At 64.9% G+C, this 21,398-nt stretch carries 20 protein-coding genes; 7 read left to right on the top strand and 13 right to left on the bottom strand.

Translation table 11 applies throughout. The features are described 5' to 3' along the window. Positions 1 to 47: 47 nt before the first annotated feature. Positions 48 to 2,300, bottom strand: a complete 2,253-nt coding sequence (gene ptsP, locus PGP17_RS05040) for a phosphoenolpyruvate--protein phosphotransferase (protein ID WP_270374483.1) — start codon at positions 2,298 to 2,300, stop codon at positions 48 to 50. Between the two features lie 132 nt (positions 2,301 to 2,432). After that, a complete protein-coding gene (locus PGP17_RS05035; protein ID WP_270374482.1) occupies positions 2,433 to 3,671 on the bottom strand; it encodes an aspartate kinase in 1,239 nt (412 codons plus the stop codon). Between the two features lie 161 nt (positions 3,672 to 3,832). Here PGP17_RS05035 and ubiG point away from each other — a divergent pair, with 161 nt between their 5' ends. Continuing rightward, on the top strand, positions 3,833 to 4,603 hold the full coding sequence (gene ubiG, locus PGP17_RS05030) for a bifunctional 2-polyprenyl-6-hydroxyphenol methylase/3-demethylubiquinol 3-O-methyltransferase UbiG (protein WP_270374481.1): 771 nt from the start codon (positions 3,833 to 3,835) through the stop codon (positions 4,601 to 4,603). On the opposite strand, the gene PGP17_RS05025 is transcribed toward ubiG, so the two are convergent. The 4 genes from PGP17_RS05025 to PGP17_RS05010 form a co-directional block, all read right to left on the bottom strand. Then, the gene (locus PGP17_RS05025; protein ID WP_270374480.1) at positions 4,600 to 5,046 is read right to left on the bottom strand and encodes a DUF1178 family protein; all 447 of its coding nucleotides are present in this window, start codon (positions 5,044 to 5,046) and stop codon (positions 4,600 to 4,602) included. The genes ubiG and PGP17_RS05025 overlap by 4 nt on opposite strands. Next, on the bottom strand, positions 5,043 to 5,879 hold the full coding sequence (locus PGP17_RS05020) for a carbon-nitrogen hydrolase family protein (RefSeq protein ID WP_270374479.1): 837 nt from the start codon (positions 5,877 to 5,879) through the stop codon (positions 5,043 to 5,045). The genes PGP17_RS05025 and PGP17_RS05020 overlap by 4 nt, the downstream gene beginning before the upstream one ends. Beyond that, positions 5,879 to 6,145 carry a glutaredoxin 3 gene (grxC, locus tag PGP17_RS05015; protein ID WP_135945159.1) on the bottom strand — a complete coding sequence of 89 codons (267 nt, stop codon included), beginning with the start codon at positions 6,143 to 6,145 and terminating at the stop codon, positions 5,879 to 5,881. The genes PGP17_RS05020 and grxC overlap by 1 nt, the downstream gene beginning before the upstream one ends. A gap of 74 nt (positions 6,146 to 6,219) precedes the next feature. Further along, positions 6,220 to 6,690: a ComF family protein gene (locus PGP17_RS05010; protein WP_270374478.1), complete on the bottom strand. Its 471-nt coding sequence runs from the start codon at positions 6,688 to 6,690 to the stop codon at positions 6,220 to 6,222. Between the two features lie 302 nt (positions 6,691 to 6,992). On the opposite strand from PGP17_RS05010, the gene PGP17_RS05005 reads away from it, so the two are divergent. After that, positions 6,993 to 7,961, top strand: a complete 969-nt coding sequence (locus PGP17_RS05005) for a methyltransferase domain-containing protein (protein ID WP_270374477.1) — start codon at positions 6,993 to 6,995, stop codon at positions 7,959 to 7,961. Here the strand turns inward: PGP17_RS05005 and PGP17_RS05000 are convergent. From PGP17_RS05000 to PGP17_RS04990, 3 genes are read right to left on the bottom strand one after another with little or no spacing between them, the layout of a single operon-like run. Beyond that, the gene (locus PGP17_RS05000; RefSeq protein ID WP_270374476.1) at positions 7,958 to 8,107 is read right to left on the bottom strand and encodes a Flp family type IVb pilin; all 150 of its coding nucleotides are present in this window, start codon (positions 8,105 to 8,107) and stop codon (positions 7,958 to 7,960) included. The two genes, PGP17_RS05005 and PGP17_RS05000, sit on opposite strands and share 4 nt — an antisense overlap. Next, positions 8,107 to 8,544, bottom strand: a complete 438-nt coding sequence (locus PGP17_RS04995) for a (deoxy)nucleoside triphosphate pyrophosphohydrolase (protein ID WP_135945162.1) — start codon at positions 8,542 to 8,544, stop codon at positions 8,107 to 8,109. The genes PGP17_RS05000 and PGP17_RS04995 overlap by 1 nt, the downstream gene beginning before the upstream one ends. Before the next feature lie 51 nt (positions 8,545 to 8,595). After that, complete coding sequence (locus tag PGP17_RS04990; protein ID WP_270374475.1) at positions 8,596 to 9,585, bottom strand: peptidylprolyl isomerase; 990 nt, start codon at positions 9,583 to 9,585, stop codon at positions 8,596 to 8,598. A gap of 200 nt (positions 9,586 to 9,785) precedes the next feature. Here PGP17_RS04990 and secA point away from each other — a divergent pair, with 200 nt between their 5' ends. Next, positions 9,786 to 12,569, top strand: a complete 2,784-nt coding sequence (gene secA, locus PGP17_RS04985; protein ID WP_270374474.1) for a preprotein translocase subunit SecA — start codon at positions 9,786 to 9,788, stop codon at positions 12,567 to 12,569. A gap of 116 nt (positions 12,570 to 12,685) precedes the next feature. Beyond that, on the top strand, positions 12,686 to 13,852 hold the full coding sequence (locus tag PGP17_RS04980; RefSeq protein WP_270374473.1) for a hypothetical protein: 1,167 nt from the start codon (positions 12,686 to 12,688) through the stop codon (positions 13,850 to 13,852). Here the strand turns inward: PGP17_RS04980 and PGP17_RS04975 are convergent. Next, positions 13,849 to 14,832, bottom strand: a complete 984-nt coding sequence (locus tag PGP17_RS04975; RefSeq protein ID WP_135945166.1) for an acetyl-CoA carboxylase carboxyltransferase subunit alpha — start codon at positions 14,830 to 14,832, stop codon at positions 13,849 to 13,851. The two genes, PGP17_RS04980 and PGP17_RS04975, sit on opposite strands and share 4 nt — an antisense overlap. Positions 14,833 to 15,072: 240 nt before the next feature. On the opposite strand from PGP17_RS04975, the gene PGP17_RS04970 reads away from it, so the two are divergent. From PGP17_RS04970 to PGP17_RS04960, 3 genes are read left to right on the top strand one after another with little or no spacing between them, the layout of a single operon-like run. Continuing rightward, positions 15,073 to 17,244, top strand: coding sequence for a TonB-dependent receptor (locus PGP17_RS04970; protein WP_270374472.1), 2,172 nt, complete (start codon positions 15,073 to 15,075; stop codon positions 17,242 to 17,244). A 42-nt stretch (positions 17,245 to 17,286) separates the two neighbouring features. Then, positions 17,287 to 18,435 (top strand): PepSY-associated TM helix domain-containing protein, encoded by a 1,149-nt coding sequence (locus PGP17_RS04965; RefSeq protein ID WP_270374471.1) that lies wholly within the window; start codon positions 17,287 to 17,289, stop codon positions 18,433 to 18,435. Next, the gene (locus tag PGP17_RS04960; RefSeq protein ID WP_270374470.1) at positions 18,432 to 18,632 is read left to right on the top strand and encodes a hypothetical protein; all 201 of its coding nucleotides are present in this window, start codon (positions 18,432 to 18,434) and stop codon (positions 18,630 to 18,632) included. The genes PGP17_RS04965 and PGP17_RS04960 overlap by 4 nt, the downstream gene beginning before the upstream one ends. 12 nt (positions 18,633 to 18,644) lie before the next feature. On the opposite strand, the gene PGP17_RS04955 is transcribed toward PGP17_RS04960, so the two are convergent. The 3 genes from PGP17_RS04955 to PGP17_RS04945 are packed head-to-tail and all read right to left on the bottom strand — an operon-like array spanning position 18,645 to position 21,365. Further along, positions 18,645 to 19,568 carry a site-specific tyrosine recombinase XerD gene (locus tag PGP17_RS04955; RefSeq protein WP_270374469.1) on the bottom strand — a complete coding sequence of 308 codons (924 nt, stop codon included), beginning with the start codon at positions 19,566 to 19,568 and terminating at the stop codon, positions 18,645 to 18,647. Continuing rightward, complete coding sequence (locus tag PGP17_RS04950; protein WP_270374468.1) at positions 19,565 to 21,232, bottom strand: hypothetical protein; 1,668 nt, start codon at positions 21,230 to 21,232, stop codon at positions 19,565 to 19,567. Before PGP17_RS04950 ends, PGP17_RS04955 begins: the two co-directional genes overlap by 4 nt. Then, complete coding sequence (locus PGP17_RS04945) at positions 21,225 to 21,365, bottom strand: hypothetical protein (RefSeq protein ID WP_158291275.1); 141 nt, start codon at positions 21,363 to 21,365, stop codon at positions 21,225 to 21,227. The genes PGP17_RS04950 and PGP17_RS04945 overlap by 8 nt, the downstream gene beginning before the upstream one ends. Between the last annotated feature and the right edge of the window lie 33 nt (positions 21,366 to 21,398).

Here is a 21,398-nt window from a genome sequence, read left to right as displayed (position 1 = left end):
AGTCCCCCAGCAGTGTGACGTTTTTGTCTCACCGCAAACCAATTAAATCACGGACGGCCCAGCTTATCAACAGCTTCTACGGGCAGACCCGCGCTGTCACCGGCTTCGATCAGGCGCTGACGCAATGGGGTCTCTTCGCCTGTCTCGGCCTCGTCGAGTACACTTGCAAGCCACGCGCCAAGCCGCTCGCAGTCCATTCCGCGAATGGCACGCTTGACCGGCCCCAGCGCGGATGCCGCCATGGACAAGCGCCTGTAGCCCAGAGCCGTGAGCACGCAGGCCTCCAGGGGCCGGCCCGCGATTTCCCCGCACACCGAGACCGGCTTGTCGTGCCGCGCGCACGCCTGACGCACCGACTGCAACAGCCGCAGAGAAGAGGGCGAAATAAAGTCGTAGCGATCAGCCACGCGCGGGTTCTGACGATCTGCCGCAAAGAAATATTGCATCAGATCGTTGGCGCCCACCGCCACGAAGTCCGCGATACGCAGGCACGCATCGGGAGAAAAAGCGATAGCGGGCGTTTCCAGCATGATGCCGGCCTGGACCGATCGCGGTTGCTCGTGGCCATGACGGGCTGCATGCGCGAGTTCCTGGTTGAGGATTGCACGCACCGCTGCCAGTTCGCTGACATCGGTCACCATGGGGAAAAGCACACGCAAATCGCGTCCGGCAGCGGCTCTTACCAGAGCACGCAACTGATACCGGGTCAGCCCGGGACGATCCAGCCCCATGCGCAAGGCGCGCCAGCCCAGAGCGGGGTTGGGCTCGCGTGTCGCCGGGGTGAAGGGCGTCACCTTGTCGCCACCCAGATCGAGCGTTCGAAAAACCACCGGCTTGTCACCTGCAGCCTCGTAGGCCGCGCGGTACAGCTCCTCCTGCGCGCTGAGGCGCGGCAGAGTGTCGGCAACCATGAACTGGAACTCGGTTCGAAACAGGCCGATGCCCTCTGCGCCGGTATCGGCCAGCGACGTCAATTCGACCAGCAGCCCGGCGTTAAGGTGAAGCTCGACGCGTTGACCGTCCTTGGTCACCGCCGGCTCTTCGCGCTGACGCGCATAGGTGCGGTAGCGCTTGGCAAGCGTCTTGAGACGCTCGTCATACGCCTCGCTCACCTCTTGTGACGGGCGGACATGCAGCAGCCCGAATTCGCCATCCAGGATGATCGGGTCGCCATCCTCGACGCGGTCGAGTGCGCCTTCCACCCGGCCGACCATGGGAATTCCAAGCGCCTTCGCCACGATAGCGGCATGGCTCGTCCTCGATCCCTCTTCCAGAGCGACGCCGGCCAGGCGCGCCCGGTCAAGCTCCAGCAATTCGGCGGGGCCGATGGAACGGGCGATGAGGATGGCCTTTTCCGGCAGCGTGCGTTCGATCGTCGGCCTGCCGCTTTCGGACGCCAGATGGCGCAACAAACGGTTGGCCAGGTCCTCCAGATCGTGCAGGCGCTCCCGGAAATGAGGGTCGCGGGCCGTCATCAGCCGGGCGCGATGCTCGTTACGGACACGCTCAACAGCCGCCTCTGCCGTGAGACCGGACAGGATCGCCTCGCGCAACCGGTCGAGCCAGCCGCGATCGTGGGCGAACATGCGATAGGCCTCGAGCACGTCCCGAGACGGCGTGCCCATCGGGACGCGGCCGGACTCCAGAAGCTGATCCACTCCGGCGCGCAAGCGGGAGATGGCGGAATCCAGGCGCGCGGTCTCGACCTCGACGTCCTCGGCGACCATGCGTGCGCTCATCACGTGGGGCTCGTACATGACCGCGACCCCTCGCGAGAGGCCCGGAGACAAGGCAACACCCTGGAAGCGCTCCGGCGCGGACGGACGCAGCTCCAATCCTGAGAAGGCCTCGGCCCGGATGAGATCTCCCGAAGCGACAATTTCCGCCAACAGCATGGCGACGGTCTGGAGGGTCTCGATCTCCTCCTCCGTCATCGGGCGGATGGCCTTGGTCTGATGGGTCAGCACACCGACCAGGCGGCCGCCGCGAAGAATGGGCACGCCCACGAAGCTCTTGAACGGCTCTTCGCCGGTTTCCGGCTTGTAGGAGAAGTCAGGATGGCGCGGCGCATCTTCGACCGCGATCGGTCGGGCCCGGCGCGAAACCAGGCCGACCAGGCCCTCATCGCGCGACAGGCGCACGTTGTGGACCGCCTCGGGATTCAGCCCGTGCGTGGACGACAGCTCCAGCGCACCGGAGGGCCGGACCAGATAAATCGAGCAGACGTCCGCTGCGGTCTCTTCGGCAATGATGTCGGTCAGCTGGTCGAGGCGCGCCTGCGCGTCGTCCTGATCCGCCATCAAGTCTCGAATCCGCGCCAAGAGGCGTCTTGGGCCCCGCAATGCCGTCATTTTGGTCTCAGTATTCATGGGCCATCCAGGAGGCGACCGGTTCAAGCGACCGGCCAAGAGGGGCGGTTCACGGCATCCACGTCAAGACTGATCAAGCCCGTAGGCCGAATGCAGCGCACGTACAGCGTGTTCAAGCCAGTCGGAGTCGACGAGAACAGAAATCTTGATTTCGGATGTCGCGGCCATCCTGACCGCGATATTCCGACTGCGAAGGACCTCATATAGGGTGCGCGCGACATCTGCGCGACCGCGAAGACCCGTTCCCACGACGGAGACCTTGGCGAGGCCGGTCTGATGGGCGCACGCCGAACCGGGCATTTCATCGAGATGCCGGCGCACTGCGGCGAGTGCGCGGTCGAGATCCTTGCCCTCTACCGAGAACTCAAGATTGACGCTGTCGCCGCTCCGCGATCGCGCCTGAACGATCATGTCGATCCCCACCCCGGCTTCGGCGAGCGCCGAGAACACGATGGCGGCCTGGGCCCCGTCGGCATCGAGCCCGTAAAGCGACAAGCGCGCCTGATCGCGCGCATAGGCCACGCCGGACACCACGCGGCGCTCGGCGATATCGGCCGGGCAGACAACCTCGGTACCCGCACTCGACCCGGCATCCAGAAAGCTCGACTTCACCCGCAGGACCACGCCCTTGGCCTTGGCGTATTCCACTGACCGGGTCTGGAGCACCTTCGCTCCCATGGCGGCCAGCTCCAGCATCTCGTCATGGCTGATCCGCCCAACCCGGCGCGCCGCCGGTTCGATGCGCGGATCGGTCGTGAAAACACCGTCGACATCGGTGTAGATGTCACATTCGGCCTGCAGCGCAGCAGCCACGGCTGCGGCGGTCAGGTCCGTGCCGCCGCGCCCGAGCGTCGCCAGCCGGCCGTCCGCGCTCACCCCCTGATACCCGGCCACGACCGGGATCGTGTCCTGTTCGAGCAGGGCATCGAGCAGATGCGGATCGATGCCGGTGATCCGGGCCGAACCTGGAGGCCCGTCCACCTCGATCGGCAGCTGCCAGCCCATGACCGCGCGCGCCTTCAGCCCGGCACGCTGGAGGGCCAGGGCCATCAACGCGGCTGAAACCTGTTCGCCGGCGCTCAACACCGTGTCGGTCTCAACCTCTCCCAGTCCGCCTCCCAGCGAGGTGGCCAGCGAAAGCAGGCGGTCGGTCTCGCCGGCCATGGCCGATACGACCACCGCGACGCCGCGCCCGGTGCGCGCCTCGGCCGCGACGATGGAGGCCGAATGGGCGATGCGCTCGGCATCGGCCATGGAGGTGCCTCCGAACTTCAGGACCAGGCGAGGCAGGGTGTCGGACATGAGGCGGTTTGCCTTGGCTGTAGCTGGACGGTCGGTCCCGGGCTCGATAAGACGCAGAATGGGTCCATATTGATCCTGGACGGGGCCATAATCAGGCGGTTCCGTGATTACATCCCGGCCGGGCCGGGCGCAAATGCGAAGCCGCGTACGAGGAGACGGAGATGGCAGCTGGACCTGCACCGCAGACATTGAGCACACCGTCCATCGACCCGGAAGAGGTGGCCAAATTCGCGGCGATGGCCGAGCAATGGTGGGATCCGAACAGCCAGTTCGCACCGCTGCACAAATTCAATCCCGCCCGCCTGGTCTATATCCGCGAAACGCTGTGCGATCATTTCGGGCGAAGCGGACCCGATCCGCTTGCAGGCCTCAGCCTGCTCGACATCGGATGCGGGGGCGGGCTGGTGTCAGAGCCCATGGCCCGCCTCGGTGCATCGGTGACCGGGGTGGATGCGGGCGAAGCCAACATCAAGACCGCGCTCGTCCATTCGCGTGAGGCCGGTCTCGATATCGATTTTCGCCACGGTACGGCCGAGCAATTGCTGGAAAGCGGAGGCCCCGGCCAGTTCGATGTCGTCCTCAACCTGGAAGTGGTCGAGCATGTCGCCAATCCGCAGGACTTCCTGCGCGACTGCGCCACCATGGTCAAACCGGGCGGGATGATGATCGTGGGGACGATCAACCGGACCGCGCGCGCTTTTGCGACCGCGATCTTCGGCGCCGAATACGTGATGGGATGGCTGCCGCGCGGCACTCACCGCTTCAACAAGCTGGTCCGTCCGCAGGAAGTGCGTGAAGCTCTGCAGGCGGAGGGCTTCTCAGTGCGCAGCCCGGTGGGCGTGAGCTATAATCCGCTCAAGGACCGCTTCTTCATCTCCGGCGATGCGGGCGTGAATTATCTTCTGGGCGCCGAGAAGCCGGCTTCGACCTAGTTGGTCTTCTTGCCCGAAGGCGGGACGAAGGCGTCCGGCAGGGGTGCGCAGGCGACGCCCTCCTCGCTCAGGCGGGCACGCTCTTCGCCCGTGGTTTCGCCATAGATCAGACGCTCAGCCTTCTCGCCGCTATGAATGGCGCGAGCCTCGTCCGCGAAGCGCTCGCCGACATAATCGTAATTGGCGCGAATGTGGGCCTGGACCTTGCGCACGAGGTCGTCCGGCGAGACGGACTCGGGGCCTCCCGCCACGCCGCCGGTGACCGTTTCGCGGCCCGAAGAGGTGGATACGGCCGGAGCCATCACCTGCTTCTTCACCCGTACCGATCCGCACTGGGGACACTCCACCAGTCCGCGTCCGGCCTGGGTATCGTAAGCGTCGGAGGACGAAAACCAGGCCTCGAACCGGTGATCGTCCTCGCACACAAGCGCGTAGCGGATCATGCCAGCGGGTCCGGCCCGGTCACCGGCCGGTCATTATGCAGCGCGGGAATGCGCGTGCGGGCCTCGTCCGCCTTGGCCGGATCGATCTCGGCATAGAGAATGCCGGGCTCGTCGTGATCGAGATGGGCGACGACTGCGCCCCACGGGTCGATGACCATGGAGTGGCCCCAGGTCTTGCGGCCATCCTCGTGGCGGCCGCCCTGGGCCGGGGCGAGCACCCAAGAGCCTGTCTCGATGGCACGCGCGCGCAGCAACACCTCCCAATGAGCCTTCCCGGTGGGACGGGTGAAGGCGCTGGGCACCGTCAACACACGCGCCCCCGCCTTGGCGAGCAAGCGGTAGAGATAGGCGAAGCGCAGGTCGTAGCAGACCGAGAGCCCGATGACAGTCGATGCGGCGGAGGCGATGACGGCACGGTCGCCGGGTTTGTAGTTCGCCGACTCCTGCCAGCGCTCGCCGCTGCCGATCTCGACATCAAACATGTGGACCTTGTCGTAGCTCGCCTTCAGCTCGCCCTGCGGACCGAAAAGGCAGGAGCGGTTGACCGCCCGGCCGTCCGGTCCGAGCAGGGCGAAAGAGCCGCCCAGCAGATCGATGCGGTGGGTTGCAGCCAGATCGGCGAACCGAACCATTGCCGGGTCCTCGTCCTGCGGACGCAAGACCGAGAAGAGCGTCTCCCGGTCCTTCTGAACCAGGTTGGTCGTTTCAGGCGTAGCCACGAACTTCGCGCCGTTCGCGGCCGCTTCGCGGACCAGCGCCTCGGCATCGTCGAGATTGCGCTCCGGGTCGGTGCCGGACCGCATCTGGATGAGAGCGATCTTCACCGCGGACATTACTGGGCCGCCGACTGAAGCATGGCGTCAAGCTTGCCCTGGCGGTCAAGCGCGAACATCTCGTCGCACCCGCCCACATGGACGTCGCCGATGAAAATCTGCGGGAAGGTTCGTGCACCGTTCGCGCGCTGGATCATCTCCTCCTTCTTCGCCTTGTCGAAGCCGGCGTCGATCTCGTCGAAGCTGGCCTCTTTCTTCTTGAGCAGCTGAACTGCCCGTACACAGTAGGGGCACATCGGGCGTGTGTAGATCGTCACTTGGGCCATAAGGCGGCATCTCACTCCGTTTCGCGTTGGAGGGCGGCCGTTCACAGCGCCCCGCCAGGATATCGTCTCGTCCATTATTTAAGAGGATCGACCGGTTTCACAACGCGCGCGAGGGTAATCGCGCTCACATTTGCGGCACCGGCCCGCTTCAGCGCCCGGGCGCAAGCGCTGAGCGTAGCCCCGGTCGTGTAGACGTCGTCAACGAGCACAAGGTTCAGATCTTTCAGCGCCGCCGGCAGTTTTGTCCGCAATTTGAAGGCTCCGGCGACATTGCGGGCCCTGCCTTTCGCGCTCAGACCGCCTTGGCTGGGTGTGGCCCGTACCCGCTCCAGCCAGTGAGCTGCAACCTCCAGCCCGGTCTCGCGCGAGAGTGATCGCGCAAGCAGGAGGGATTGGTTGAAACGGCGCTGGCGCAGCCGCTTCGGATGAAGAGGTACCGGAACCAGCACGGCCGAGGGACGCAGGCAGTCATGTCCTGCCCGCGCCATCCAGCGCGCGAAGGCTTTCAGCCCGTCGGTTCGCCCACCATGCTTGAGCTGGAACACCAGCGCGCGACTCTGCTCATCGTAGACGAAGGCCGACCGGACACAGCTGAGCGGCAACGCACGCGCCGCACAGGGAGCACACACGCCGCCTCGACCGATCGCATACGGAAAAGGCGTTCCACACGCGTCACACCATGGCTGCTCCAGAAAGGTGATCTTGGTCCAGTCACCAGGAGACAGCTCGCCAGGCGCACCGACATCCGCGTTGGAAATGGGCGAGAGCGGCGGCCACAGGATATCGGCGAGGAGGCCTGCAAGCCGGCCCGCTTTTCTTTGCGACCACTTCAGCCCATATCGGGCCCATGACTGATCCGACACACCACATCCCCACCAACGCGCCCGCTGCCGGCCCGCACGGCGAGGGGCCGCCCCAGCTGTTCGATCGCGTATTGTTGAAGCAGCGCAAAAATCGCGCTGCAGGAGAATTTGACGACTATAACTTCCTTCATGCAAGAGCTGCGGAAGATTTGATTGACCGTGTCAGCGCGGTGACGCGCGATTTCGACACCTGTCTGGTACTGGGTGGAGGTGGCGCGGTAGGGCGTGCCTTGAAGAAGCGCCCAGACGTCGCCGGAAAATTCGGTCATGTCATAGAGGCCGATCTGGCTCAGGGCCTGGCCAGGACAAGCACGTTCAAGGGCCTTGTGCTGGACGAAGAGCGTCTGCCCATCGCCGACGAGAGCGTCGACATCGTGCTATCGTGTCTTTCGCTTCACTGGACCAACGATCTGGTCGGTGCGCTGATCCAGCTCAATCGCGCGCTGAGACCCGACGGCTTCTTCGCGGGCGCCCTTCTTGGCGGCTCGACCCTCACAGAATTGCGCCAGTCGATGATGGCTGCCGAAAGCGAGCTGGCTGGCGGCGTCAGCGCGCGCGTATCGCCGTTTGCCGACACCATCGATATGGCCGGGCTGATGGCCCGCGCAGGATTTGCCATGCCGGTTAGTGACGTTGACCGGGTCACGGCACGCTACGGCAATTCATTCGTGCTCATGCGCGATCTGCGAAAGATGGGTGAGACCAGCGTTCTGAAGACCCGGCCCCGCGAGCCGGTTACCAAACGCTTCTTCGTGCGAACCGCCGAGATCTACTCGGAAAAATTCGCACATGAGGACGGCAAGATCCCTGCCACATTCGAGATACTACATGCGGCAGGCTGGGCCCCGCATCCTGATCAGCCGAAGCCCAAGCGGCCGGGAAGTGCAACCGTCCGCCTGGCCGACGCGCTCGGCGTCGACGAGCGCAGCGCCGGGCAGAAGGCCGGCGATTAGGGGAACAAGTCGGCGACGGTCTGGAAAAGCGCCTCGATCGAACCGCCGAGCGCGATAAGCGCGGCCACGAGGCCAAGCGCAATGAGCGCGGCGATCAGCGCGTACTCAATGCTTGTCGCCCCGTCCTCATCGCCGCAAACCGCCATCAGTCGATAACACGCGTGCCCGTCCACCGGTCGCGAAGCTCGGCCGCCAGCGGCTTGTCGGCCTCGGGCATGGGATAATTCGATAGCTCGTTCGCCGCGACCCACGCGATGTCCTGGCCTTCCCGGGGATCGGGAAAACCATCCCATTTGCGACACACATAGAGCGGCATAAGAAGATGCCGTCCATCCTCGAGCGGATGGGATGCGAACGCGAAAGGCTGCAGGCAACGTTCGCATGGCTCAATCCCCAATTCCTCGCGCAGCTCCCTTACCAGGGCCGCTTCGGGCGTCTCACCGGCCTCGACCTTGCCGCCGGGGAACTCCCACAGCCCGGCCAGCGCCTTGCCCTGGGGACGTTTCGCGATCAGCACGCGGCCATCGGTATCGAGCAGCGCGCAAGCGGAAACCAGCAGAATGTCCGTCCTGGGCGCGAGCATGGTAAAACCTGTTTGGTGAAAACGCTGCAAAGAAATCTGGTTGCCGGGGACCTAACGCTCCCCGCCCGAAGAGTCAGTGTTGTTTTCAGCACCGCGACCCGTCTCTTCGGTCTCCTGCGCACGCAGCTCGGCCGGCGCCGGGGCGGCCGAGCGGGTAACCGGGTAGGTTTCCCGGATCGTGTCGAGCAGGGTCTGGATCCCGTCCAGCGTCAGGAAACGCACGATGCGCGGACGCATTTCGTCCAAGCTGGGCCTGGCCTGATTACGCCGGTCGACCACAGTCAGAACATGCCATCCAAATTCGGTCTGAAACGGCGCTGAGATGCTGCCCACCGGCGTCTCGAAGGCGACGCCTGCAAAGCCGGGCAAAATCCCTTCTCGGGTAAAGTAGCCCAGATCGCCGCCCTCAAATCGCGTGGCCGGGTCCTGGCTGACCTGCGCGGCAAGCGTGGCAAAATCCTCGCCTTCGGCCAGAAGGCGCGCGACCTCGTCGGCCTCCTCGCGTGTGGACACCAGGATATGGCGTGCGCGCACTTCCTCGGTCGGCGGCACGAGGCGAACCTGTTCCTCGTAGACACGCTGAACCGCCTCGTCGCTGACGGACCGCGACACGGCAGTCTCGACCAGCACGTTCCCGAGGATGCGCTCCTCGGCGGCAGCCAGCCGGCGGCGCGTTTCGGCATCGGCATCAAGACCCTGCCGGCGCGCTTCAAGAGCAAGGAGTCTCTGCTCGATCAACTCACTGAGCACCTGCTGGAACACCGGGTCTGCGGGGCGAAGCGCAGCGCCGTCTTCGACCAGATTCTGCGACACCGCCTCGCGCCGGACATCAGACATGTAGATTTGCGTTTCGCCGACACTTGCCGCGACGGCATCGTCCTCGCCCAGCGGCTCCAGAGTGATGAAGGCATAGTCCACCGGCGCCCGCCGATCCGGCGCCGCCTGAGTCTCGGAGAGGCCGGGCCCCGCTTGCCCGCATGACGCCAGCGCCGCCAAACCCAGACCCGCGCAGACGATGCGAAGCAGAGACACTGCGGTCATTTCAGCAATCCTTAGAACCCGATGAAGCTGCGACAGCTGGGAAGCCCGGCTCGATTGACACCCCATCACCGCCTCCTTAAGTCAGCAAAGACCTGAATATCGGTCGGATTATGTCGACTGGCGGCGCAATTGCACGCCCCCCTTTCCGGCTCCGGCCACCTGCCACTTGTTTCGACCTTCGCCTCGAGGCCCATTACGTCATGCTTTCCATTGCCCGCAAGATTTTCGGCTCGTCCAATGACCGTCTCGTCAAACGAATGGCCAAGGATGTCGCGAAGATCAACGCGCTCGAGCCTGAATTTGAAGCCCTCGACGATGCCGGGCTTCGCGCCAAGACCGAAGAGTTCAGGAAGCGGCTCGACGAAGGCGCCGGGCTCGATTCCCTGCTACATGAAGCCTTCGCGGCGGTACGTGAGGCAGCGAAGCGAGCCCTGGGGCAACGTCATTACGACGTGCAGCTGATCGGCGGCATGGTGCTGCATGGCGGCGATATCGCCGAAATGAAGACCGGTGAGGGCAAGACGCTGGTCTCCACCCTGGCCGCCTATCTCAATGCTCTGCCCGGCAAGGGCGTTCATGTGGTGACGGTCAACGATTATCTCGCCAAGCGCGACTCCGAATGGATGGGCGGTATCTTCGCCAAGCTGGGCATGAAGACAGGGGTAATCCTCAACGGCATGACCGACGAGGAGCGCCGCCAGGCCTATGCCTGCGACATCACCTACGGCACCAATAACGAGCTGGGCTTCGACTATCTGCGCGACAACATGAAATACTCGCTCAAGGACATGGTCCAGTTCGGCGGGCGCGAGGCGGACAAGGCGGTTCACGCCTTCGCCATCGTCGACGAGGTGGACTCCATCCTGATCGACGAGGCGCGCACACCGCTGATCATCTCAGGGCGTACCGAAGACCGCACCGAATTTTACAAGACGATCAATACGCTGATCCCGCTTCTGGATGACGAGGACTACCAGGTCGACGAGAAGACGCGGTCTGTCATCTTTACCGAGGACGGTAACGAGCACATCGAGCAGATTCTGCGCGAGCAGGGCCTGCTGGAAAGCGGCGACCTCTACGATGTGGAGAATATCGCGACGGTTCATCACCTGAACCAGGCCCTGAAAGCCCACAAGATATTCAACCGCGACAAGGACTACATCGTCCGCGATGGCAAGGTCGTCCTGATCGACGAGTTTACCGGCCGCATGATGCCAGGCCGGCGCCTGTCCGATGGCCTGCACCAGGCGATCGAGGCCAAGGAAGACGCTGACATCCAGCCGGAAAATCAGACGCTGGCCTCAATCACCTTCCAGAATTATTTCCGCCTGTATGAAAAACTGGCCGGCATGACCGGGACGGCCGCGACCGAAGCGGGAGAATTTGAATCGATCTACGGTCTGGGCGTGGTCGAGATGCCGACCAACCGCCCCATCGCGCGGATCGACGAAGAAGACGAACTCTATCGCACCACGGCCGAAAAGAACGAGGCGATCCTGGAATCGATCGTGGAGGCTCACAAGAAGGATCAGCCCGTGCTGGTCGGCACGGTCTCCATTGAACGTTCGGAATCGCTCTCCGATTTCCTGAACCAGCGCAAGATCGAGCACAAGGTGCTCAACGCGCGTTATCACGAGCAGGAGGCCTCGATCATCGCGCAGGCCGGTGTTCCGGGCGCGGTGACCATCGCGACCAACATGGCCGGTCGCGGCACCGACATTCAGCTTGGCGGCAATCTGGACTACCGTCTGGCGGACTGGCTGGAACAGGCCACCGCACAGGGCAAGGAGCCGAGCGACGCGGAAATCGCCGCCGAACGCGAGAAGATCGAGGCCGACATCCAGGAGAAGAAGGCCAAGGCGCTGGAAGCCGGCGGTCTTTACGTGATCGGGACCGAGCGCCACGAAAGCCGCCGCATCGACAATCAGCTGCGCGGACGGTCCGGCCGTCAGGGCGACCCGGGACGCTCGAAATTCTTCATCTGTGTGGAAGACGACCTGCTGCGCATTTTCGCGCCGGAGCGGCTGGACGGAATCATGCGCACCATGGGCATGAAGGAAGGCGAGGCCATTCAGCACCCCTGGATGAGCAAGGCGGTCGAGACCTCCCAGAAGAAGGTCGAAGCGCGCAACTTCGACATCCGCAAGAACATCCTCAAGTACGACGATGTGATGAACGACCAGCGCAAGGCGATCTTCGAGCAGCGCATCGAGTTCATGACCGCGCCTGACGTCACCGACGTGATCAAGGACATGCGCAGCCAGGTCGCCGAGGATCTGGTGCGCCGTCATATCCCGCCAAAGGCCTATGCCGACCAGTGGGATGCGGCGGGTCTCAAAGAGGATGTGCAGAAATATTACGGGCTCGACCTGCCGGTCACCGAGTGGGCAGCGGAAGAAGGCATTGCCGACGAGGAGATTCTCGAGCGCCTGACAAAGGCGCAAGAGGAGAACTATGCGGAAAAGGCGACCAACGCCGGGCCGGAGCTGATGCGCCGCATCGAGAAGCAGATCCTGCTCCAGACCATCGATACGCACTGGCGCGAACACCTTCAGCAGCTCGACGCCCTGCGCTCTGTCGTCGGTCTGCGCGGCTATGCCCAGCGGGATCCGCTCAACGAGTTCAAGACCGAGGCTTTTGCCCTGTTCGAGCATCTGCTCGGCGAGCTGCGCTTCGAGACCACCCGCATCCTGTCCAATATCCGTATCGAACCAGCCGGCATGGCGCCGCCGCGTCCGCCCGAGGACATCACTCCGGTCCACCGCGACCCGCAGACCGGGCGCAACGAAATGCGACAGCCGGGAAGCGCTCCCACGCCGCCGACCCAGGGCGTGCTGGCGGGGGCCGCGCGTTCGGCCGCGGCGGGTGACACCTTCGATTCCCAGAAACCGGACACCTGGGGCAAGGTCTCGCGTAACGCGCCCTGCCCCTGCGGCTCGGGAAAGAAATTCAAGCACTGCCATGGGTCGGTCAGCGCGGTCTGACCAAGCATGATCGCCATTATTTTTGCCCGCTACCGGCCCTAAGTAAGGTCCCGTTCACCTCTGGCGCGTACCAAATCACTCCCAAAGCGTGAAAACACGTAGGCTGGGAGGCCAGAATGGGGAGTTTAAGGCTCGCATATTGCGTCGCCGCGATCGGCGGTCTCCTTGTCGGAGGCCTTGTTGCCATCGCGATCTACGATCGCGTTCTAGACGCGCTCACCCAGGACGCGCGTGAAGAACTTGAGCTGGAGATCGCCCAGCGCGCGCCATCCGAACTCACCACGTTCGACCAGCTCGTCAACGTGGAACTGCGCACGGTCGAACTCTTCTTTCGCTATTTCGATACGCTTCCCGAAGAGACGGTCAACGAGGTCTTCGAGTCCGCCTTCCTCGAATTCGGCGACGGAACCCGGCGCTCTCCCCCGAGCTATTTCGACGGCCATGTATCGGAAGACGGTACGCTGACCTACGGCATCGGCGCATTTGCCGGGTTACGCGCAGGTCTGGACGCCGATCAGAAGCGTATCCTGACCGCCGCATTCCTCACCGTCCGACAGGCCGGCCCGGCCCTGGCCGGGGAGCTGGACAATCTCTATTTCACCGACGCGAACGACAACCTGATCATGTTCGGTCCCGATCGCGAGGACCGGCTGCTCTTTTATCGCGAACGCGCACCGGCCGATTTTTCCTTCCAGTCCCTGCCGATCGTGGAGGTCGTCAAACCGGCCAACAATCCCATGGGAAGCACGGCCTGCACGGGCCTCGACCGTATCATTTCACAGACCGACGGGACGGCCCTTACCATCGGATGCCTGACGCCGCTGCGTGCAGCCGGACGTCATCTGGGCTCCATAGGAACGACGCTGGACACGACCGACTACCTCTACACGGCCGTTACCGAGCCTGGCGCGGCAATCATCACGCGCTCAGGCGAATTGATCGCCCACCGCGATCTGCTGCAGGATTCAGCGATCGACCGGTCCAGAGCCGACGAGGTAGCCCGGCGCATAGAGCCCGAAATCATGGCCCGGACCATCAACGGCCAGGGCCGGCCAAGCGGTGTCGTGGAACATCCCGGCCGTAACGGTCAGATCGGCTATATCCGTCTGTCCGCGCCGGGCTGGTACATCGTCAACTATCGTGAGTACGGGCCGGTAAAGCTTCAGGCGGCCGGGTTTGCCCTGGCCATCGCGATGATCATCCTGATCGCCTTCCTCTCGCAAGCCAGGCTGATCGCCCGGTACCTGCCCTTTGGACCGAACGCCCGACTGAACGAGCACTAGTCCTCGTCGAGCAGGCTTCGTCCGATGCGCAGGAAGCGCTCGCGGCGGCGCTGACGCAGGGTCGCCGGGTCGAGCCCGTCGAGATGGCGCAGCTCGGTTTCGATGGCGTCGCCGACCGCATCCATGGTCTTGGGCCGGTTGCGATGGGCGCCCCCAACCGGCTCCTCAATGATCTTGTCGATGATCTTAAGGCCCAGAAGATCCTGCGCCGTCACCTTCATCGCCACGGCTGCATCCTTGGCCCGCGCCCCGTCCCGCCACAGGATGGACGCGCAGCCTTCGGGCGAGATCACCGAGTAGATCGAGTGTTCCAGCATCAGCACGCTGTTGGCCGAGGCAATGGCCACCGCGCCGCCCGATCCGCCTTCCCCGGTAATGACCGACACCAGGGGCGTACCCAAAGTGAGACAGCGTTCGGTCGAGCGGGCAATCGCCTCGGACTGGCCGCGCTCCTCGGCGCCGATACCGGGGTAGGCGCCGGCTGTGTCGACCAGGGTGACGACGGGCAGGTCAAAGCGTTCGGCCAGGTCCATCAACCGGATGGCCTTGCGGTAACCTTCAGGACGCGCCATGCCGAAATTGTGCTTGATACGTGATTGGGTGTCGTGGCCTTTCTCGTGGCCCATGACCACTACCGGGCGACCGCGAAGCCGGCCCAGTCCGCCGATAATAGCAAAGTCCTCGCCGAAGCGGCGGTCGCCGGACAATTCCTCGAAGTCTGAAATCAGGTGACCGATATAATCACGCAGATGCGGGCGCTCGGGATGGCGCGCGACGAGCGTCTTGCGCCAAGGGTCCAGCTTTCCATAGAGGGTACGCAGCTGCTCGGCCGATTTCTGGCGCAGCCGGGAAACCTCCTCCGCGGCGTCCGGCGCGTCTTCGCCGGATTTGGCCAGGACGCTCTCCAGTTCCTCGATCTTGGCATCGAGCTCTGCGATCGGACGTTCGAAATCAAGATAGGTACGCGCAGGATTCGACATAGGACCTTGAAAACACTGGCACCGCGAAACGCGGCCGGCTGATGAAGTGAGCCCACATAGCAGTGGCGGCAGGCCTGCGCAAACTAGCTGCGGGAAGCGGTCAGCGCAATCACACCACACCGTGGGCCAGCCCGCCCTCTCCAGTGCCCGACATGTGACGACCTGGCTTGACGCCGCCACGCCTTTTCTGCAAACGGTTCGCAAATTCATTCTCAGGTGCGGGCTGCAGGAAGGCAAATCATGAAGACGCAACTCAAGGGTCTGGCGGCAACGCTGGCGCTATCGACCGCATTGCCTCCCGCTTTTGCGCAGGATGTGCCGAGCTCCGGAGAGACCGGAACCGAAGACGTGATCGTGGTCACCGGCGGCTCCCAGGTCCGCCTGGCAGACCTTTACGCCGGCGGTCAGGTCGCTCGGGGCGCACGCGCCGGCCTGTTCGGCAATATCGACATGATGGACTCGCCCTTCCAGGCGACCGCCTATACCGAGCTGCTCATTCGCGACCAGCAGGCCCGCAGCGTGGGCGACGTTCTGGCGAACGATCCGGTCGTGCGCGTGGCCAAGGGCTTCGGCAACTTCCAGGAACTCTATGTCGTGCGCGGCTTCCCGGTCTATTCCGATGACATGACCTATAACGGGGTCTACGGCATCCTGCCGCGCCAGTACGTCGCGGCCGAACTGATTGAACGCGTTGAAGTCTTTCGCGGCGCCAACTCCTTCCTGAACGGTGCTGCGCCGGGCGGCAGCGGGGTCGGTGGCGCGTTCAACCTCGTACCGAAACGCGCGCCGGACGAGGACCTGAACCGGATCACCCTGGGCTATGAGAGCAACGCCCATATTTACGGCGCGGCCGACATCGCGCGCCGCTTCGGTGAAGAGGACGCCTTCGGCATTCGCGCGAACGCTGCCTTGCGGAGCGGCGAGACCGCGATCGAAGACCAGGACCGCGACCTGTCCCTCCTCTCCTTCGGTACGGACTATCGCGGCGAGCGCCTGCGCCTGTCGGCCGATATCGGCTATCAGGACCACCGCATCGACGCGCCGCGCCCGCAGGTCACGCCCCTGGGCGACGTTCCGGCAGTTCCTGGAAGCGAGACCAATTACGCTCAGCCCTGGACCTTCACCGACGAGCGCCAGCTCTTCGGCGTCGTGCGCGCCGAGTATGACTTTACCGACTGGTTGAGCGGATGGGCCGCCGCCGGGGCACGCAATGGCGAGGAAGAAAACCGCCTGGCCAACCCCTCGGCCACCGCGATCGGCACCACCAGCGCCTACCGGTTCGACAATACGCGCGAGGACGATGTGATCTCCGCCGATGCGGGTCTTCGCGCCGACTTCGTCACGGGGGCAATCGCGCACCGGCTCATCGCATCGGCTTCGGCCATTGAGAGCGAAAGCCGCAATGCCTACGCGTTTTCCAGCTTCGCCGGCTTTTCCGGAAACCTGTACGAGCCGTTTGCCGTTACCCCTCCGGCGGCAGACTTCTTCGTCGGGGGAGACCTCGACGATCCGCTGGTCACCGAGGAAGTCAGCAATTCCAGCTTCGCGCTGGCCGACATGATTTCGTTCTTTGACGGGCGCCTTCTGACCACGCTCGGCGTGCGCTTCCAGGACATCGAGACACGCTCCTTCGACTATAATTCCGGCGCGCAGATATCCACCTATAGCGACGATGCATTCACGCCGGCCGTTGGCCTGGTGTATCGCGCGAGCGAACAGATTTCGCTCTACGCCAACTACGCCGAAAGCCTCCAGCCCAGCCAGGTTGCCCCCGCGACATCGGGCGGCGTGCCGATCCTGAATGCGGGCGAGATTCTGGACCCGTTCCGGGGCGAACAGATCGAAGCCGGTGTGAAGTATGACGGTGGCGATTTCGGCGCGACGTTTGCCGTCTTCGAACTCAACAAGCCAAGTGCCATCGTGGTCGACCAGCGCTTCACCGACGGCGGTGAACAGCAGGTGCGCGGCGTGGAGCTGACCGTGTTCGGCGAGCCGGTCGAAGGCTTGCGCCTGATCGGCGGAGCGACCTTGCTCGATGCCGAGCTGTCGCGCACGCAGGGCGGAACGAACGAGGGCAACACGCCCATCGGCATCCCGGAAGTCCAGTTCAATGCGAACGTGGAATGGGACGTGCGCGCCGTTTCCGGCCTGACGCTGGACGCCCGCATGATTCATACCGGCAGCCAATATGTCAATGAAAGCAACACCGTAGAGCTTAACGACTGGACACGCTTCGATGCCGGTCTGCGCTATACCGTGAGCGTGCAGGAGCGCGACGTGGCGCTCAGGGCCCGGGTGGAAAACCTCTTCGATGAGAAGTATTGGGCGTCCACCGGCGGCTATCCCGGCGCGAATTATCTGGTCCAGGGCGAGCCGCGTACCGTGAAGCTCTCCGCTTCGGTGGACTTCTGACCCTGAAGGAGCGGGCCGGGCGATGACCCGGCCCGGCTGCCCATGACGTCACGCAGTTTGAAAGCCTGGTCGGTTGTGCACACCTGGACGAGCCTGGTGTGCACGCTTTTCCTGCTGATGCTGTGTGTGACAGGGCTTCCCCTGATCTTTCACGACGAATTCGAGGACGCGCTGAACCCGGATGCTTGGCAGGCGGCGAATCCGGACGGTCCCATGTTGAGCCTGGATGCGATCCTGGGAGTTGCGCTGGACAATCGGCCCGGGGAAGTCCCCCTCTTCATGAGCTTCGATACCGACCGGCCCGTGGTCAATGTGACGACCGGGCCGACCCCGGATGCCCCTGGCCCGCAAATGCATTTCGCCTCCTTTGACCGGACCAGCGGCGAGCTGGTGCCGCCGCGTGCCGATGCCGGCGGGGTGATGGATTTCCTCCTGCAATTGCACACCGACATGTTCCTCGGGCTACCGGGAATGCTGTTCCTGGGCGCGATGGGGGTGATGTTCCTGGCCGCGATCGTGTCCGGCGTCGTGCTCTACCTGCCCTTCATGCGCAAGCAGGCGTTCGGCACGTTGCGCGTGAACCGGACCCGGCGCATCAAGTGGCTGGATTATCACAACCTTCTCGGCATCGTGACGCTGGCCTGGGTGATTGTTGTCGGCGCCACGGGCGTCATCAACACGCTGGCGACACCGATTTTCGACCTCTGGAAAGCCGAAGCACTCGCCGATCTGACCGCACCTTATCCCCACCGGAACGTGCCACTACCGGCTGCTATGAGCTCATTAGATCAAGCCGTGGCGCAGGCCGTTGACGCCGCTCCCGACATGACTCTCCAGTTCGTTGCCTTTCCCGGAGGCGATTTCTCTACTGACTTCCATTACGCCGTCTTCCTGCATGGCGACACCGCGCTGACCGAGCATCTGATCACGCCGGCGCTCATCGATGCCGAAACCGGCGCGTTCGCGGGCATGCGCGAAATGCCCTGGTACACCCAGGCCCTCTCGCTCTCGAAGCCGCTGCATTTCGGCGATTATGGCGGGCTGGCGCTCAAGCTGCTCTGGGCGATCCTGGATCTCGCCGCCATCGGGGTTCTGGCCACCGGACTCTATCTCTGGGCGGCGCGGGTCAGACGCCCCAAGCCGCGCCATTTGTCCGAGACCACGCTGGCCGCGCAGGAGCCGGCGCAATGAGGGCATACGAGTCCCGCCAGTCGCGCAAGAGAACGGCGATAGAGGTCTTCGCCTGGCCGACGGTCATCGCGGCGGTGTCGCTGTTCGGGCTGATCGCGGCTCTGATCGGCCATGGCGGGTATGACATGCTGGGGGCGCTTGCCCTCCTCGTCCCGGTCGCCGCCGGGGTCTGGGCGTGGATGACGCGCCGACGCTGAAAATACTCCGGGCTATTTCCGCGCGAGCGGGTGCACGTCGTTGACCAGCGATTTGAGCCGCTCTTCGAGGACATGCGTGTAGATCTCGGTCGTGGAGACGTCGGCATGGCCGAGCAGGGTCTGCACGGTACGCAGATCCGCGCCATTGGACAGCAGGTGCGTCGCGAAGGCGTGGCGCAGCACGTGGGGGCTGATCTTCTTCGGGTCGAGACCGGCCGACACGGAGAGATCGGCGAGGATCTGGGCGAAGCGCTCGCGCGTGAGGTGACCGGCCTTCGCCGTGGACGACGGAAACAGGAAGGCCGAGGCCCGGCGGAAGGCGGTGTGGTCGCGCCGGGGCAGGTGCGCCTCACGCACCTTCTTGTAGTCCGAGACGGCCTGAATGGCGCTGTCTGTGAGCGGGACCAGCCGGTCGCGCCCGCCCTTGCCGGTCACGAGGATGCAGCGCTCCGCGCGGGCAAAGGCCGATAGCGGCAGGGAGACCAGCTCGCTGACCCGCAGCCCGCCGGCATAGAGCAGCTCGAGCAAGGCCAGCGTGCGCAGGCCGGCCGGGCCCTCCATGCGCTCGGCGGCCTCGAACAGGCGCTCCACATCCGCTTCACTGAGGGTTTTCGGCAAGGGCCGGGCCTTTTTCGGCCCCGTCATGCCTGCGGCGGGATCGTCGGGGCGCACGCCCTCCTTCAAGAGGAAGCGGTAGAAGCGCTTGGCGGCCGACAGGCGCCGCGCACTGGTGCTCGCCGACAGGCCGTCGCGGGCCAGGCCGGAAAAGACCGATTCCAGATCCTCGGTGCGCGCTTCGTCCAGCGACCGTCCCGTGGCGCCCAGGCGCGTCTCGATGTCGTCTAGATCGCGCCGGTAGGCCTCCAGCGTATTGTAGGCGGCGCCGCGCTCGGCGGCCATCATGTCGAGGAAAAGCGCGATGGAGCGCGCGCTCACATCGCCCCCTCGGCGACCGCCTCCAGGACCAGACGGCGGGCCTCACGGCGCAGACCGGCCTCTTCGAGAATCGCCGCCGCACCGTAAAGGGCCGCCGGCGTGATGCTGCCAGCCTCCACCATCCGGGCCGCAGTCAGCTGGGTCTCGGCCAGAGCCTGCATGCGGGCGGCCATCAGCCCGGCGGGCAGGAAGCCGGTCGCAGGCATGGCGCCCAGCTCGCCCGTCTCTTGCGGCTGGGGAAGCAGGGCCGCGCGCACGCTGGCAGGCACCGGGACGTTCAAGGCGGCAAGGCCTGCCGCCTCGGCCAGGCGCGAGGGCGTGCCGGTCTCAACGCGGGCGGCCAGGATCGCCTCGAAGCCCGGACCAGAGAGCCGGTCTTCGGCAATGGCAAGCGCGTAATCGAGCACGACCATGGTTTCGGCGGGCGGACGGGTCCATTCAGGTTCGTAGGCGGGAAGCCCGGTATTTTGCGGCGGAACCAGCCCGGCCGCACCGGACGCGCTTCCCGTCCCCGGGCCGCCAGCCGCGCCGCCGAACGGATCGTCCATTCTCATCCGCGGCGGGCCGTCCATCAGCGCTTCGCGCCAGATGCGCGCCGTTTCCAGATCGCCATTGAGCAGGGCGGCGAGGACGAAGCCCTTGCCCCAGGAGAGGGTTTCGGCGGTGATCGGCAGGGTTTCGACCTCGTTGCCGTAAGCGCGCGCGACTTCCACGAAACGATCGTTGGCCGCAGCTTCCGAGAGGCGCAGGGCCAGCGCCTCGGCCGCGACGCCGCGATCCACATCCTGTCCGGCCAGCGCACCGAGAGCCGCATTGCGCTCGGTTCCTTCAAGGCCGCGCGCCACGTCCAGCGCATCGGCAGGAAGCTGGGGCAGATCGATGGGCGGGCCGTAGCTCTGCGCGGCTTCGGCCAGCCAGAGCGGCGCGCCCTCGGAGACCTGAAGGCTGGCCTGCGGCGCCACTTCGTGCGCGAGGGCAAGCTCGATTCCTGTGGTCGGGCGCGCATCGCCCGGCAGGTCGCGGTTCAACGTATAGGCATCGAGCAGCGCATCGAATGCCGGAGCGTCTTCGACAGAGCGGGCGAGCTCCGCCGTCAGCTCGGCCGCAGCCGTATTGCCGCCCAGCGCCGAGCAGACGGCGCGGGCGCGCAGCCAGTAGGCCTGATCGCGGCCTTGCAGGAGCTGGTCGGCGGTCCGGCAGGCGGCGGTGGTTTCGCCCAGCGCAAACGCGGCCTCGGCGTGAATGCGCGACAGCGCCGCCGACTGGCTCAGGCGCGGCGTGCGTTCGAGCAGGGCGAACGCTTCCCGCGCACCGGCCGCGGCCAAGGCCCGATCGGCGCGGATCGCAGCCAGGGCAAAGGAATTATCGGCGCCGCGCGGCGGCGGGCCTGCGGAAAGCAGGGCGCGTGCGGCAAGCCGGCTGGCCAGTCCAGATTGCCAGCCCTGGCTGTCGGCAGCCGGAAGCGCGTTCAGAAGCGCGCGGGTCGTCGCAGCATCGCCGGAGACCCATGCCTGGTCGGACAGCGCCTGGCTGGTGCCGACCTGGAACGGGTCGACCATGCCCAGCTCGCGCACCTCGATGCCGGGGCCGCGCGACGCACCTTCCTGGGCCAGGGCTGCGGGCGCACCGGCCAGCAGGACCGCGGCAAGAGCCGGTCTAATCATCGAGCGCATCGGTCACCTCGATCCGGACCTCTCCGGTTTCCGGGGCCATCCCGTCGGCCATCAGCAGGAGAATGCCGAAACCGCCCAGCACGAGCAGGGCCAGGACACCAAAACCGATAACAAATCCGCGCATGCGAGAGTCCTTGAGAGTCAGGAGAAATATGGG

Source organism: Marinicauda sp. Alg238-R41, from assembly GCF_947331485.1.
In the GTDB taxonomy this organism is placed as follows: Bacteria; Pseudomonadota; Alphaproteobacteria; order Caulobacterales; family Maricaulaceae; genus Marinicauda; species Marinicauda pacifica.
Note: the sequence above shows the minus strand (reverse complement) of the source record. Positions and strands in the feature narration are given on the sequence as shown.

What these genes read in the sequence shown, in the direction of transcription:
- ptsP (WP_270374483.1), bottom strand. Translation starts at nt 2,300, where the DNA reads ATGGCGGATCAGGACGACGCGCAGGCGCGCCTCGACCAGCTGACCGAC.
- PGP17_RS05035 (WP_270374482.1), bottom strand. Translation starts at nt 3,671, where the DNA reads ATGTCCGACACCCTGCCTCGCCTGGTCCTGAAGTTCGGAGGCACCTCC.
- ubiG (WP_270374481.1), top strand. Translation starts at nt 3,833, where the DNA reads ATGGCAGCTGGACCTGCACCGCAGACATTGAGCACACCGTCCATCGAC.
- PGP17_RS05025 (WP_270374480.1), bottom strand. Translation starts at nt 5,046, where the DNA reads ATGATCCGCTACGCGCTTGTGTGCGAGGACGATCACCGGTTCGAGGCC.
- PGP17_RS05020 (WP_270374479.1), bottom strand. Translation starts at nt 5,879, where the DNA reads ATGTCCGCGGTGAAGATCGCTCTCATCCAGATGCGGTCCGGCACCGAC.
- grxC (WP_135945159.1), bottom strand. Translation starts at nt 6,145, where the DNA reads ATGGCCCAAGTGACGATCTACACACGCCCGATGTGCCCCTACTGTGTA.
- PGP17_RS05005 (WP_270374477.1), top strand. Translation starts at nt 6,993, where the DNA reads ATGACTGATCCGACACACCACATCCCCACCAACGCGCCCGCTGCCGGC.
- PGP17_RS05000 (WP_270374476.1), bottom strand. Translation starts at nt 8,107, where the DNA reads ATGGCGGTTTGCGGCGATGAGGACGGGGCGACAAGCATTGAGTACGCG.
- PGP17_RS04995 (WP_135945162.1), bottom strand. Translation starts at nt 8,544, where the DNA reads ATGCTCGCGCCCAGGACGGACATTCTGCTGGTTTCCGCTTGCGCGCTG.
- PGP17_RS04990 (WP_270374475.1), bottom strand. Translation starts at nt 9,585, where the DNA reads ATGACCGCAGTGTCTCTGCTTCGCATCGTCTGCGCGGGTCTGGGTTTG.
- secA (WP_270374474.1), top strand. Translation starts at nt 9,786, where the DNA reads ATGCTTTCCATTGCCCGCAAGATTTTCGGCTCGTCCAATGACCGTCTC.
- PGP17_RS04980 (WP_270374473.1), top strand. Translation starts at nt 12,686, where the DNA reads ATGGGGAGTTTAAGGCTCGCATATTGCGTCGCCGCGATCGGCGGTCTC.
- PGP17_RS04975 (WP_135945166.1), bottom strand. Translation starts at nt 14,832, where the DNA reads ATGTCGAATCCTGCGCGTACCTATCTTGATTTCGAACGTCCGATCGCA.
- PGP17_RS04970 (WP_270374472.1), top strand. Translation starts at nt 15,073, where the DNA reads ATGAAGACGCAACTCAAGGGTCTGGCGGCAACGCTGGCGCTATCGACC.
- PGP17_RS04965 (WP_270374471.1), top strand. Translation starts at nt 17,287, where the DNA reads ATGACGTCACGCAGTTTGAAAGCCTGGTCGGTTGTGCACACCTGGACG.
- PGP17_RS04960 (WP_270374470.1), top strand. Translation starts at nt 18,432, where the DNA reads ATGAGGGCATACGAGTCCCGCCAGTCGCGCAAGAGAACGGCGATAGAG.
- PGP17_RS04950 (WP_270374468.1), bottom strand. Translation starts at nt 21,232, where the DNA reads ATGATTAGACCGGCTCTTGCCGCGGTCCTGCTGGCCGGTGCGCCCGCA.
- PGP17_RS04945 (WP_158291275.1), bottom strand. Translation starts at nt 21,365, where the DNA reads ATGCGCGGATTTGTTATCGGTTTTGGTGTCCTGGCCCTGCTCGTGCTG.